The organism is Legionella bozemanae (assembly GCF_001648595.1).
Classification (GTDB): Bacteria; Pseudomonadota; Gammaproteobacteria; order Legionellales; family Legionellaceae; genus Legionella; species Legionella bozemanae.
Window position 1 is genome coordinate 37980 of record NZ_LBAW01000022.1, and the last position, 13998, is coordinate 51977.

Genomic DNA, 13998 nt, shown 5'->3' on the forward strand with positions numbered 1-13998 from the left:
GGATTACCTTTGCTCAAGAGTGTCTTGGTTAGGTTATTAATGATAGGAATAAGTTTTTTCTTCATCCTTATTCAAATTTGTTGCATCTGTTGGAGAAGCAAAGAACATTTGTTGCATGAGAAGAGGTAGATCAAGCGTCCTCTTCTCTAACCCCTTTTTTGCCATGCTTCTCACATCGGCAGATGCAGCATGTGTACTAATAAATTCCAATTGGCTTAACATTAGTTTTTGCCTTTTCTCATCGTATTTATCCCAGTTATTGAATTTTTCTGTCAAATTGGCAGCTAAAGTAGGATTAATTTTTTCTAATTTCAGAATTGCATCGACGATTAATTGATAACCTTTTCCTGATATAGAATGGAATCCGTAAGGATTTTTAATGAATGTTCCCAATAAAGCATTCACTTTATTGGGATTAGACAAATCAAAGGCAGGATGTAGCATTAATTGTTTTACCAAGTTCACTACATGTTCTGAATGGGCTGCTGCCTGAACATTAAACCAATAATTAATAGCACTTGGATCGTTTTGCCAGAGGTCATAAAAGGATGCTAATAGTTTGTCCGATTGACTGCAGTTATTACTTAGCAGTAGGTTGAGTGCTGAGATACAATCAGTCATATTTTTACCTAATGAATTATTGAATTGCTCAATCAATTGTTGTTCTGTTTTTTCGGACTGTACCGCAGCCAAATAAGCATGGCAAACTTGTCTTAAACGTCGTGCTCCCGCAGATAAGATATCAAACGATTTAAAAGGCGAATGCTGAGATACAGGTATGATATCCAGATTTTTTTGCATACGGACTATATCTTCTTTTAATTCTTTTGCTAGCTGACTTTGAATCAATTGACGTGCTTCTGCTATTTTTTCAAAATCCTGATTTTGCATGCTGGAAAATAAGACTTCTTCAGAAGGTATGGCCATGAGTTCGGCAAGTAACCAATAGTTTAAAGAACTATTTTTCTCATTGATTATGCTTCGGTAAGCGTTAAAAAACTCAGGAGTAAATAGAATGGTCTTACCAGAACAATAATTTTTGACCATTTGGGAGATCAGTTTATTTGCTGCTTCGCAACGATTATATATATTACTATCGTGTTGCATAAGCAGCAATAACTGTTCTGTACTGTATGTAAACTCAAGATGTACAGGAGCAGAAAAGCTACGTAATAAAGAAGGGGTTGGGCGTGAATCAATATTATCAAAATGAAACTCCGTATCAGATTGCTCAACCATTATCATGGTATCGCCTTGCATCTCCTTCCCTTTATTATTGAGTAACCCCACAACAATTGGTATTGGTCTTCCTTTTCCATCTTTAGTGTTAAATTTTAGAGTATAGCGTTTTGCTTCTGCATCATATTCGTCAGTAACTGTTATTTGTGGAATACCTGATTCAGTAAACCAATGTAGAAAGGAGCTCATATCTTTCTTTGTTGATTTACTTAATGATGCCAATACATCTTCTAGTGTTATTGCGCCGCCATCATTATCTTTTAGAAATTGGTTCATTCCTCTATAGAAAGTTTCTTCACCAAGGAAAAGCATCATCATACGAAAAATATCAGCACTTTTCTCATAAGCCGCAGGTGTATAAAGGCTTCTAACATTGGCATAGGTATCTTGTCGTGGAGCACGTTCATCCAGGTTTTTACCATCCAATATCCGAATTAAATCAGTGCCAAATAAACGTTCACGAAACATTGCAGCTCTAAATGTGGTTAATCCTTCTTTAAAGGGTAAGTTAAACCAATCACGAATCGTGACACGATCACCTGACCAATAATGAAAGTATTCATGGGCAACAACTTCTAAAACTCGTAAAAAGTCCGTATCAGTCCGGGTTTCATGAGTAGCAAATAAGTTTGCGGTGTTGAATAAATTTAAGCCTGTCGGCTCAGAAGCGCCCGAGGCATACTTATCAACTCCGGCTACCATATGCTGTGGTAACTCACATTCTAAGTCAAAAATTTCCTCCTCCCAACGCATTGCTTCTTTTAAAACTTCTTTAGCGAAATCACATTTTGTTGTAGCTGCAGGAGGGACATAAAATTCAATTGGTAATTCACGTTCTGAACGTGTTTTGAAATAAGTTACTGATTTTTGTAGTTTTCCTGCAACTAATGCAAATAGATAACTGGGCTTAGGCACTTTATCTACCCAGATTACAGAATGAAGTCCTTCCTCTAGATCGTTATGCTCAATAAGTGAACCATTGGAAAGTAATACAGGGTAATCTTCTTTTTTAGCAATAATTGTTGTTTTGTAGGTCGCTAAACTATCGGGACGATCATGGCAGTAGAGAACGCGGCGAAGTCCTTCGGTTTCAGCTTTCACCAGAATAGTTCCTTCTGTTTCATATAAACCAAATAAATCGGTATTTTCACCCAAACGTGTTGTTGTTTCGAGAGTAAATGCTCGATCCTGAGGAACATTTTTGATAATTAAAGAATCTTTTGTCAGTTCATATTCTTCGTGGGTTAGCTTTTTTCCATCAAGTAAAACGGCTTCTAAGATCATATTTTCACCATCCAATTCCAAATCAGTGGAATAAGACTTGGAGTTTGGATTGGGTTTGATAGTTAATAAAGCTTTTGATTGAACGGGTTTTTTAGAAAGATCTATTTCCAAATCAATGTGCTTTACCTGATAATCGAGAATCTTATAATCACTTAACCTAAATATTCCTGAATGGTTTTTCATGAAAACTCCCTAATTCATGTATGATTAAGAAGCAACAATATAAGATCAAAATGTTTATTTCAACTGAAATAATGATCTAAATGGTAAGCATCGTCTCGTGATCATGTTCTTCTTGGAGTTCATCCATATCTTTTTTATCGCCTTTGATGACGCTTGGATAGTGATGTGGCGACTTAGATTGAATAAACGGATTATTTTCTGCATCCCAAGAGGGAAAAGCCATCATGTCATTAAAATAGCAAAGCGCGTATTCTGCAATTTCCAGTGGAAATTCTATTTTTTCAATAACTTTATTGATTTCTTTGGCAATTTCTGCGTGTAATTGTTCAGAAATTTCTTTGGAGATTGCTCTATTGAAACGTGAATAAGCTAATGTAATATGGAAAACTTTAGGTATTGTTTCTTCGATATTTAAAGATGTGGCTATTTTCTTAATTTGTGCTTCTTGTTCTTTGGGCAAAGATAAAGAGAGAGAAATGGTTCTACCAATGCTGACTTCCATTTTTTCAATTGAAGGATAAAGAGCGTTTTTCTGTAGCGTTTGCTTGATCCTTTTATAGTGAGGCAAGTTATTAATAATAAATTGATTCCATGAACTTCCTATTTGTTGTTCTGTTTCCAAGCTCATTGTAGTCATATGATAACTTTGGGCGGGAAGTGGTAAAAAATAATGTAGGATAAGTGGGTTACTGACTAAGAACTTATAAATGGTTTCACAAAATTCCTTTTGCTTAGGATAGCAGGCCGATACTACTGTCACTCCTGGAAATGGCGCGTATTCACCATGTTCATTAACTTTGCTTAATTGTCTATGGCGCGTCTTTTCATTTCTTAATGTAAACATTTTTATAAGCCAAGAGCAGAAATGAAACAGAGAATATCATATGAATTAATCATGATGCAAAAAGAAAGATTATATTTAATCTATAATGACTATATGTAATGAAAATTAGGCTATTTGTCTTTCGCTAATTCAAGATGCCCAAGAGAAGAGAGTTATTATGAAAGAGAAAAAAACAGAACCTTTTGAAGAATTAGAGAAGAAAAGACTTGATGCACTTCAAGCATTAAAAATTATGGATACGCTTCCTGAAGAGAGTTACGAACGCTTGGTACGCCTTGCGATTGATTTATTTAATATTCCAATTTGTTATATCGCCTTTCTTGATGAAGAAAGACAATGGTTTAAAGCGCGGTATGGTTTAAAAGCAAAGCAGACACCTAGATGTATTTCTTTTTGTAATGTGACAATAAAAAAAAGTGAACCACTAATTGTTAACGATGCGCTTAACGATGAACGATTTGCAAATAGTCCTCTAGTAAAACAGGATCCATTTATTCGATTTTATGCCGGCATTCCTTTGACTGATCCCTTGGGTTATAACGTAGGTACCTTTTGTTTGGCGGATACCTCTCCAAAAGAGTTTGATTCAAAACAACTAAACCTCTTATTAAATCTAGCTCACATTGCCAAAGATGAGTTAACTTTACGCAAGACGAATCTTTTATTGCAAAAGATAAAAAAACAACTCGAGGTACGTAATAAGTTAATTCGCAAAGTATTTAGTTTTTATATGTCTGATGAAGTAGTGAATACAATTCTTGAATCACCTCATCATCAAAAACTGGGTGGGCATAAAAATAAAATTACCATTCTGTTTAGTGACTTAAGAAACTTTACCCCCTTATCTGAATCGATTCCTGGTGAAACTCTTGTTTCGCTTTTAAACAGCTATTTTAGTAAAATGGTTCCTGTTATCGAAAAGCATCACGGTATTGTTGATGCATATATTGGCGATGCAATTATGGTTATTTTTGGTGCACCATACTCCTCTGGAGATGATTCACTCCGTGCTGTCGCTTGTGCTTTAGAAATGCAACGGGTGCTAAAAAAACTGAATCAAACCAATAGCAAGATTAATTTACCACATATAGAGATGGGGGTAGGAATTAATACAGGCTTTGCTGTGGTTGGAAATATTGGCTCCAAAAAGCGCATGCAGTATAGTGCTATAGGTTCGTCAGTTAATTTATCATCGCGAATTCAAGATTTAAGTCTTGGTGGACAGATACTGATTTCTGAATCCACTTATAAGGAAGTTGCAAAAGACATCGAGATTAATGGGCATCTTCGGGTAAAGGTTAAAGGAGTTCAGTCACCAATTACTATTTATGATGTGGCACGATTAAAGTCGAACAATAAAAAGGAGCTTTAATAAGTTTTTTCCAGATAAAACGCTGAATGACTCTTCAATTTAGATCTGGATGCCGTGGCAAGTCGCGGCATCTAGGCTGGTGAATTAAATTTTAGGCCCGTTACTGTTTATTTCATCCGATAAGCCATTCGGAGTAATGCCCCAGGGCTTTGTTTTTGAACAGTTGACAGGCAATCCACCCTTATTCAAAGTTTCACTAACAAATGAAGTGCAATTATGTACTTCATGATTATCTGTTTTTTTCTCAGCTACCCTTCGATGCAGTTCAACATCAATGGGGTCTTGAGTGATAAATGCAGGACTGTCTTTAAAGAGTCCAACGAGATTCACATTTGGAAATAGCTGATAACCCATTTTACCTGTTTTTACTTTTTTATGAGCTTGCTCAATATGCTTACTCATTTCGGAAGTGCCCAGATTTTTATAGTGATAAATATGATCGGGCGGTAAGGGGCTTGCATCTTTAAGTTTTATCTTTATTGGTTCACCTAGCTCAGTAACAGAAGCATGCTCTGAAGCACCTAATGTTTCCATATCTTCAGATAAATTTGTAGCAATGTGTGTGGGTAAAGGTAATACTGATGTTAATCCTGTGGATGGAATTTTATCAGGATGAATACTTGCATACTCTCCTGGATCTTCGTTTTTCATTTTTGGTTTGGATCCACCTACTTGTATTGCCGCGTGCCCCACTTTATCTGCAGTCATATCCCAAATAAATACCCAAGTATCTTTTGCAGTTTCAGTGGATTTTTTTTCTTGTGAATCAGAGGGATCAATGCTAGGAGTTGAATTTGGCGAGGTAGGAGTAATTCCGTTATTTTTTTTAGATTTTAAAAATGAAAACATAACAATCCTTTTTTAGACTTAGAGAAATTGCTTATATAGCGTATAGATTATAACAAGCTATTAAATTTTTAATCAAATAGTGAGGGTTGTGTACGTCATATTTATTTAAGCTATTAAATACAACGTACACCCGTGTGATTATTATAATTTAATCTCAAATTTCTTCGCAAAGTCCACTTTTTCTACTTTTTTGAAACCATGTTTTTCTAGCTCTGAAGTAAAAAATGTTGGTATATTGGGATTTTTAAAATCAACAAAACCGCTTTTTTGCACTACATGTGTCACTGAACTTGCGCAGTTATCTACACGTACTTTTTTTTCAATTTTTGGATGATCATCATCAAATACATGGATACCACAAAAATCTTCAGGTGGAAGCGATCCACTTGTTTGTAAATGTTTTTCTGTAACTAACTGTGCGCCCTTACATCCATTAGCCAAGCTATTTAGGCCTTTTGCTATCGGATTTGATTTGCCAAAAACAGAGTAGGCACGTTGGCCGCTCTCTACTTGCTGATGAAATTCTTTTTGTCCTTTTTTTGCATTTTTAAACTGTTCTTTAGATACAGAAGCAACTAAAACATGGTCCGCTTCTTGTATATCTTGTATATGATCTGGTGCTAATTGTCCTTTAACCGGTATAGAGCCCAAAGTTAATCCATTGACAACACTTCCAAGCGGACCAGGAAAAAAACTTGTGTGAGAAATTGTAGTTGAATCGCCTTTTTTCTTAATCAGTAGGGTTGATACATGTCCAGGACCATTTTCTTGACCCGTATCTTTTACACAAACACCAATTTGATATTCCACTTCTTTTTTAGACTGCATCTTATAACCTCATATTTTTAGACAACATACGAGGTATCCATACCTTGTTTATCAAAGTCACTTTGATACATATTATAAAGATCAAATATTAACAAAATATTAATCTAGTATAAAATTTAAACAAAATCAGGTGTGGATTGAATTCTAATGTCCATCGATTTTGGTATGATTAACTAATTATTTAAAAACTTGAATTAGGAGGAATAAATGTATTCTGAAACACTATCAAATAAAGAAATCACTAAAGCCAGTTATGAAGCAACAGCGGAAGTGTTTGCGCATAATGTAGCGGAGCTTGCTCCTCTTGCATCCATAGAAAAATTTATTGAATTACTGCCACCACATCCACACATTATTGATATAGGCTGTGGCTCTGGAAGAGACGCGGTTCTTTTTACCAGTAAAGGAGCACGTGTTTTGGGAATTGATTTTTGCGAGGGCTTACTTGAGATTGCCAAGCGTACTGCACCTGGTGCAGAGTTCCATTTAATGGATATTGAATCAATTACCTTACCCGCACTTTCTTTTGATGGGGCATGGGCAGCGTGCTCATTAGGATTTTAAGAAATTTTTATCACTCTATGAGGAAGATGAATTAAAAAAAGTACTCAGTGATGCAGGTTTTAATATACTTGAATTTACACCTGTTTTGAAAAAGCATGCATATCAGTCACATGATGCCTTTAGAATCTTTTGTCAAAAAGTTTAATCTTTTAATCCATATTGTCCTTTTTTAAGGTATAATAAGAGTGGTTACAATTATAGGAACATTAAGGGTAATTATGGGAAAATTATCCTGATGCTCGACATAAGAGTAGCGTTTAATTCATCCTACTTTTATCTAAATAAAGTTTTTTGTAGATGGTTCTCCTTTCATTTTTGCTTTTGCATCCATGCTGCTTAAAACTTTAATGTGTCTTACTTTGTTCAAGCATTTTATTAGTAAATGCAATTGCCAAAGCTGAAATGAGTAAGGTCAAATGAATAAGTACTTGCCACATCACGGAGAAGTTACTGAGTTTATTTGGATCAATAAACGTTCTTAGCAGATGAATTGATGAGATACCAATTAATGAAAGAGCAAGCTTTACTTTCATAGCGCCAGCGTCAAGATGATCAAGCCATTCAGGTTGATCTGGGTGCGAGTCCAGGGCCAGCGGGGAAATAAAGGTTTCATATCCGCCCATAACTACCATAATCAGAAGATTTGCAATCATAACCACATCAATCAGATCGAGTACACCTAACATGATGAGTGTATCATTGATTCTGTTGAGATGAATCACTAAATCATACAGCTCATGAATAAAACGATAAACATAAACAGCCAGTATTAAAATAAGACCAAAATAAAGAGGAAGCTGTAGCCATCTTCCCATAAAAATTAATCTGCTAATGCCTTTTTTTACATTATTCATGAAATACACCATTTAAATATTAAAAATTCTTGTGCTAAATCTAAAACAGATCTATTTATAAATGCAATTAAATCCGCTGTATTTTTTGTTGCTTTTGTCAACTTTTGAGCATTTATTCCGATTTTTATGGCAATAGGAGCTGGATCTCGAGATAAAAGGAGTTTTTATAATAGGGATGTGCAATGAACCCCTGGTTGCGAGCAACCAGGCATTCTTAACTGATACTAAAAAGTATTATGGTGTTTCAGTGACTGTAATTTCCGAAGAAACACCTTGTGCTTTCGTATTTGGATTGTACATAGCTTCTGCATAAGCAGGTGGAACAATGTATTTTCCTATGTTGACCGCTTTGATTTTATAAACTATTTCTTTGGCAGCAGATTCAACTCCACCAAAGAAATTGACTCTATCTTCGCGAACATCGACAAAATCCATTGTATTGTTTTTTACAGAGTCGTTTACTACTTCAAAACCACCAGGTAAAAGATCTTCAATCGCAATATTGGATAAATAATCTCTACCTAATGCACGAATTTGAATATGCACTTCAATTTCACTGCCTAAGGTTGTTGAATTAATCACATTTCCTTTTGCATCCTTATATTCTCGGAAGATTTCTAGACCTTGCTTTAATGGAGCTTTTGCAATAGTTCGATTAAAACCTGATTGCATGAGCTGATAGAAAAATGTCTTTTTATCAGGATTGTTAAAGCGTATTTTTTGGACATCAGGATTAATATCAATTTTTTGATAGTTTGGATTAGTAGAAGAGACATTGACTTCCTTACTATTGGCCATGATTTTTGTCATTGACAAAGCTGATGCGGATTCATTGGACAGATTCGAATGGTATGCTCCTAAAGCCAAGCTGGTAAATCCAGATAAAACGGTGTTGATCTCATTATCATTGATTGCCTGAATTAAGCGCTTGAGCAGTTCATCACCTACTTGTGGTAACAAGTTAGGAAAATGCTTGGCTACAAGGTATAAGTATTGTGCATCAGCAATCGCACTACTATAAAAATCAGTAACATAAGCCTGATTATTTTGCGGTTTGTACAAACCAATTAATTGATTTGCTTCATCATGACTTTGCAGTAATTGATAGGAAGCAGCGATATAAGCTGTGGTAATGTCTGTTTGCCAGGCTTTTGTTTTATCTTTTTCCAGATACAATTGTAGGTTAGCCAGATAATTGGTTGTCACTACTTCATTGCGGGTTAAAATATAAATGGCATAAGCTTGAATTCTTGCTGCATCCATATCGGTTACATTTTGACCAGCTAAGGTTTTAAGATAGTTAATACCATTAAAGAAGAGATCGCTAGGAACATTAAATCCTTGGTTTTTCGCTTCGGTCAGGAAATGCATTGCATAAACCGAGGCAAAATCATTCCCTTGATTATCACTTAGTCCTGGCCAATAACTAAATCCTCCATTAGACATCTGGCGTTGGCTTAGCATTTGAATTGCAGCATTTACTTTTTCATTAACTTGTTTTGTTTCTTCACCAAAACCAGCTTGATTGTTCATTGCCAGCAAGGGGAGGGCTTTACTTGTTAATTGTTCGGTACAACCATAAGGATAGTTATCCAGATAACGCTGTAAGCCAAATACGAGGATCATCGGGCTAGTAGAAACAGTTGCATTCACTTTACGATATTCTGGATAAAATGTTTGCATAATATCTAAAGTTTTTTGAGCTTCTGCTGATTTGCCGCTATTGATGTAGGTACTTAGCGGTGTAGCGGGTCTGACACTGAGTGTTGCACTCATTGTGCTGGCTTTATCACCTAAACTGGCTTTAAAGTTTAACTGGGCTGCTCCTAAAAGTGATTTAGCCCTTAATTTAAAATGAACGGTTTGTTCGTGGCCTTCGGCAATTTCCAGAGTTTGAGTTGGTGAGCCGATGATTTCAATTTCAGGAGAAGCTGTCAAATGTACATTAATCAGTGCATCCTCCCCAGAGTCTTTAATGTTATTGGCAACAGATGCAGATATTTCAAATTCATCTCCCGGTGCAACAAATGTTGGAACATTAGGATTAATAATGAAATCGCCGCGAATTTTAGCAGAGGTTTCATGCGAACCTACTGAATCAGGTGATACCGCTACCGCCATGACACGTAATGTTCCATTAAAGTAATCAGGAACTTGATATACTAATTGACGATTGTTTGAGTCTGTATCAATAATCCCAGACCAATAAGCGACAGGTAATTCAGTTTTTCGTTTAAAAGGATTAAGACGGCTTGCCATGCCTTCCTCGCCGTTATCTCCTCCAACTGCAGAAAGTTCCCGGTCTTGAATAAATTTCGGCATAATTTGATCTACAGTTTGCTGGGTCAAAACTTCAAGAGCATGCTTTTGGAAGAAGAACGATAAAGGATCTGGAGTCTCATAGCGCGCAACTTGTAGAATCCCTTCATCAACTGCAAAGACAATAATTTTACCTGGCTTATCCGTATGATAATCTATAGTGAACGGTTCGCCAGGACGTGAAACTGCTGCAGTTTGCAGATCAATTTTTATGTTATGGTTCTCATGGTTGACGGTAAATGGGACAACACTATAACTGAGAGGACTGATGAAGATTTCCGGAGAGTTCCAATCGCGAATAAAGGCAACATTGATGTATCCATCCCCTTGAAAATCAGCTGGTATATGAATGGCTTGCACCGAATTAGCTGTGTCTGTTTTAAACCATTGCGCAGCATACACTTTATCACGTTCTATTGTAATTAAGCCTGAGCCTGTATAGGGTGCAGTAATTTGTATTTCGATATCCTCGTTAGCTTGGTATTCAGTTTTATTGAGTTTAACCGATAATTCAGCATTCTTAGCTAAAGGTTGTTGGCTTGCACCTACGACACTGAATTTTAACTGATTCAGTATTGTATTATCTTTTCCAAGGATGCTTAATGAAAAATCACCAATTTGATCTGTGGGTAAAGCGTAATCAGTTCCTTGTTCTGAAATACTCAATGGGGTGGTACTGACTATTGTAGATTGAATAACGGATTGATATTGATAAGTCCCATCAGCTTTTTTAACTAAAGTTGTGACTGGATGTAATGAAACCAGCTGGATCTTTAAATCATTTATTTTTTCTTTATTCAATTCAGGATTAATAGCAATGTAATTAACACTTCTGGCACTGTTTTGTTTAATAAAGGATAAATCACCATCGGGTTTGTATCCTACAAAATAGGGTAGAGGGCTAATCAAGGTTTTGGTTTGAGTTGTTACACTACGACCGCCTTCAGATTCAAAGCCTTCAGCAAAAAATGTTAATTGATAAGTTGCCTTTTCAAAACGGTCAAGATTTAAATCAAATTCTGCTTCACCTTTATCATTCGTTTTAGCATCATTTAGGGTTTCAGTGAACACTTTAGGTGGTTTTTTGGGATCCAACAAAGGATCAGCAAAAACATAGTCAGGATATTTATCAAATTCAACTTTTTGAGGTACTAACAGGATCTTAGCACTAACTTTTCGCTCGGCAGCAGGAGCTCCATATAAATTCCAAAGATTTACCTCACCTTTTAATCCTGTAGGTGAAGTCCAGCCAGCAGATGGCTTTGGAGACAAACTACTCGTGATTCGCATTCTATCTGGTAAAAACTCCGAAACGCGAATGGTCGTAGAGCCTAGTAGGTTTTGAGGGTATCCATCTTTTACTAAATACAAATTAATCATGTACTGGCCAGTAGGTGAGTTGGCGCTCGTTGAGAAATCAAGATCCATATAGCCTAGATCATTGAGGGTAATTTTTTCGTCTTTAATTGTTGTCCCTCTTGAATCAACCACAGTCACTTGTAGTGGTAATCCTCCTGGTTGCGGCTGAGCATAAGCTTGTTTGACTATCATACCGACATGAACGGCATCGCCTGGCCTGTAAATCCCTCTATCGGAGAAAAGATATGCGCTTAAGCTATGTAATTCTTGATTAGTAGTATAAAGACCCCCGATATCAAACTTAGAGAAATTTAACTGGCGATTAACATTATTGAAAGGAATAAATGATACGTCATTATTCAATTGGGCCAAATACACCGTAGGCTCTCTATCATCAACAAAGTCTTTTAAAGGTGGGAAACTAACACGCCCTTGAGCATCACTGGTACGTGATAAAATTGGCAATCCATTTTTACCTAAAACAGTTACTGTTGCATTGGCAACTGGAGCTCCTTGAGTTATAGAGTTAACAAATACGTCATGGCTGCCGTCTTGATTATCTTTTACTAACAAAGCTAGATCAGTAATCAATATCATACGGCTTGCTTTTACATCCAAGGCAGTTTTATTCGTGACATCCCAACCAGTCGCTTGTAATAAAAATAACCCTTGCGGACCTAGAGTATTCGTATTCATCGTCAGATACTTGCTAAAATCAAGCGCAGTATATTGTTGCTTTGCCAAATCCGAAATATCAAACTCTTGAATCTCTGAAGATATTTGGCTGATATTTTGTTGATTAAATGTAGGGTTAATAAAATAAGGATTATTAAAATCGCCCTGGGTTTGGGTTATTAATTGGTTGATGTTTTCAGGTAACACACGCGCGAAATCGAACTTCACTGCCGGAACGCCTCGAACTAGTACAGAAAGTTTTTTCTCTCCACTTAAAGCAAGCAGTGAGCCTTTATGTAAGAAACTGATCTCTCTAGGTATCACAGGAACAGGAATCACCGCGGCAAATTCATTTCCCAAAGTAAAATTGCCAAAGCCTTGCATTCCCTTATCAATTTTAATGTATATATATCGAGGAGTATCTGCTTTAAATTTAAAGCTGTGCAACATGGAATAATTTTGTTCGGTGGGAATTACCTCTTTGGTCAAAGGTGTGGCTAAAGAAAGGACTGCTTGTGTCACTTCTCCTGGATTTTGCCATTGATAATTTTCTTTGGCAGCTTCAGCAACAGTTGCTGGACGATCTTTAGGCAGTAAATAAACATGTACTGACTTGTTAAATTCATTCTCATTTATCCCCAGTGAGGTTTCGACTGTAAGGACTTGCTCAGGTCTATCTTTATCATTGCGAACAATGGATGCCGAAGCAGAAATCACTTTAAGAAAATCCTGAGCACTAGGGATCAATAGGTTTTGTGATAATTCATGTTGTAAACAGCTAGAATCAGTAGATGAAGTGGTGTTTTTTTCCAAGGTTAAACGCAGATAACGGGCTACATCACTTATTTTTATTGTTTCAGAATGCAGGTAAGCGACGCGTTTATTTTTATCGTAAGTAAAAGTAATGGGAAGTTTTTCACCTGCAGAACCCGATTTTGTTTGATATGTTAACGATGTGTTTTTTTCCAAGCTTTTAGGATTAACTGGATAATTAAACTCTATTGTGGCTACGGCGTTTCTTATTTCAGCATGGAGTGGATCTTGATACAATTTAAATTCAGTGATCTTGCCAATGAAGGGATGAGTAGAAAAAGAATAGATATTGCTTTCCATATTTGCATTAGAAGCAAAGAAATCAGGAGCAAAATGAATTGTAAATTTTTGTCCCGCAGGCCAATCTTCTGAAGGGGTAAAGACTAATTGACTGTCGGAATTCCACATCCATGTCCCAGGCATTTTAGGGGTCATTTCTATGCCTTCAGTTACGGTTTTTCCCACTTGATTCAATGGTGCAACTGATTGATTGATAAAGCCGTTATTTTTTATCCCAAAATCAATAATTAAATTGTTAGGAACTAATTGCTCTTCAGTATTCGGTGTGACATCTGGAACTGTAATTTGAGCAGTGGTATAAATTGGTTTTGGTAAGTTTTTATACCAATAGAAAGAATAGCCTGCTGCAATTAAAATGAGAACAATGACAAGACCACTTCCCCAAAACATTTTAGGAGATGATTTTGATTTAGTGCATAAGTAATTCACCCATGGCGGACTACGCCAATTTAATTTGCCAAATACAGATGAAAATGCATTGAGTAATAGAGAGAGCGGATTTTTATTCATCATTT

8 protein-coding genes are annotated in these 13998 nt (G+C 36.2%); 2 read left to right on the forward strand and 6 right to left on the reverse strand.

Annotation, left to right across the window (positions count from 1 at the left end):
• Positions 1–36 precede the first annotated feature (36 nt).
• Together pepN and A8O27_RS14495 are read right to left on the reverse strand one after the other, a co-directional pair.
• A complete protein-coding gene (gene pepN, locus A8O27_RS14490; RefSeq protein WP_058459930.1) occupies positions 37–2706 on the reverse strand; it encodes an aminopeptidase N in 2670 nt (889 codons plus the stop codon).
• A 76-nt stretch (positions 2707–2782) separates the two neighbouring features.
• Positions 2783–3550: a DUF1868 domain-containing protein gene (locus tag A8O27_RS14495; RefSeq protein ID WP_058459929.1), complete on the reverse strand. Its 768-nt coding sequence runs from the start codon at positions 3548–3550 to the stop codon at positions 2783–2785.
• 157 nt (positions 3551–3707) lie between these two features.
• Here A8O27_RS14495 and A8O27_RS14500 point away from each other — a divergent pair, with 157 nt between their 5' ends.
• A complete protein-coding gene (locus A8O27_RS14500) occupies positions 3708–4922 on the forward strand; it encodes an adenylate/guanylate cyclase domain-containing protein (RefSeq protein WP_058459928.1) in 1215 nt (404 codons plus the stop codon).
• A gap of 84 nt (positions 4923–5006) precedes the next feature.
• On the opposite strand, the gene A8O27_RS14505 is transcribed toward A8O27_RS14500, so the two are convergent.
• Both A8O27_RS14505 and A8O27_RS14510 read right to left on the reverse strand, forming a co-directional pair.
• Entirely contained in the window at positions 5007–5771 is a 765-nt protein-coding gene (locus tag A8O27_RS14505) for a hypothetical protein (RefSeq protein ID WP_058459927.1), read from the reverse strand.
• A gap of 141 nt (positions 5772–5912) precedes the next feature.
• Complete coding sequence (locus A8O27_RS14510) at positions 5913–6599, reverse strand: hypothetical protein (RefSeq protein WP_058459926.1); 687 nt, start codon at positions 6597–6599, stop codon at positions 5913–5915.
• A gap of 207 nt (positions 6600–6806) precedes the next feature.
• Between A8O27_RS14510 and A8O27_RS14515 the strand changes: the two genes are divergently transcribed.
• A complete protein-coding gene (locus tag A8O27_RS14515) occupies positions 6807–7163 on the forward strand; it encodes a class I SAM-dependent DNA methyltransferase (protein ID WP_058459925.1) in 357 nt (118 codons plus the stop codon).
• A gap of 344 nt (positions 7164–7507) precedes the next feature.
• Here the strand turns inward: A8O27_RS14515 and A8O27_RS14520 are convergent, their stop codons facing one another.
• Positions 7508–8017: a TIGR00645 family protein gene (locus A8O27_RS14520; protein ID WP_058459924.1), complete on the reverse strand. Its 510-nt coding sequence runs from the start codon at positions 8015–8017 to the stop codon at positions 7508–7510.
• 234 nt (positions 8018–8251) lie between these two features.
• Entirely contained in the window at positions 8252–13993 is a 5742-nt protein-coding gene (locus A8O27_RS14525) for an alpha-2-macroglobulin (protein WP_058459923.1), read from the reverse strand.
• Between the last annotated feature and the right edge of the window lie 5 nt (positions 13994–13998).

Bases quoted from the DNA above. Each gene is read 5' to 3' on its own strand.
- A8O27_RS14525 (WP_058459923.1), bottom strand. From the start codon at position 13,993: ATGAATAAAAATCCGCTCTCTCTATTACTCAATGCATTTTCATCTGTA.
- A8O27_RS14500 (WP_058459928.1), top strand. From the start codon at position 3,708: ATGAAAGAGAAAAAAACAGAACCTTTTGAAGAATTAGAGAAGAAAAGA.
- A8O27_RS14505 (WP_058459927.1), bottom strand. From the start codon at position 5,771: ATGTTTTCATTTTTAAAATCTAAAAAAAATAACGGAATTACTCCTACC.
- A8O27_RS14515 (WP_058459925.1), top strand. From the start codon at position 6,807: ATGTATTCTGAAACACTATCAAATAAAGAAATCACTAAAGCCAGTTAT.
- A8O27_RS14510 (WP_058459926.1), bottom strand. From the start codon at position 6,599: ATGCAGTCTAAAAAAGAAGTGGAATATCAAATTGGTGTTTGTGTAAAA.
- A8O27_RS14495 (WP_058459929.1), bottom strand. From the start codon at position 3,550: ATGTTTACATTAAGAAATGAAAAGACGCGCCATAGACAATTAAGCAAA.
- pepN (WP_058459930.1), bottom strand. From the start codon at position 2,706: ATGAAAAACCATTCAGGAATATTTAGGTTAAGTGATTATAAGATTCTC.
- A8O27_RS14520 (WP_058459924.1), bottom strand. From the start codon at position 8,017: ATGAATAATGTAAAAAAAGGCATTAGCAGATTAATTTTTATGGGAAGA.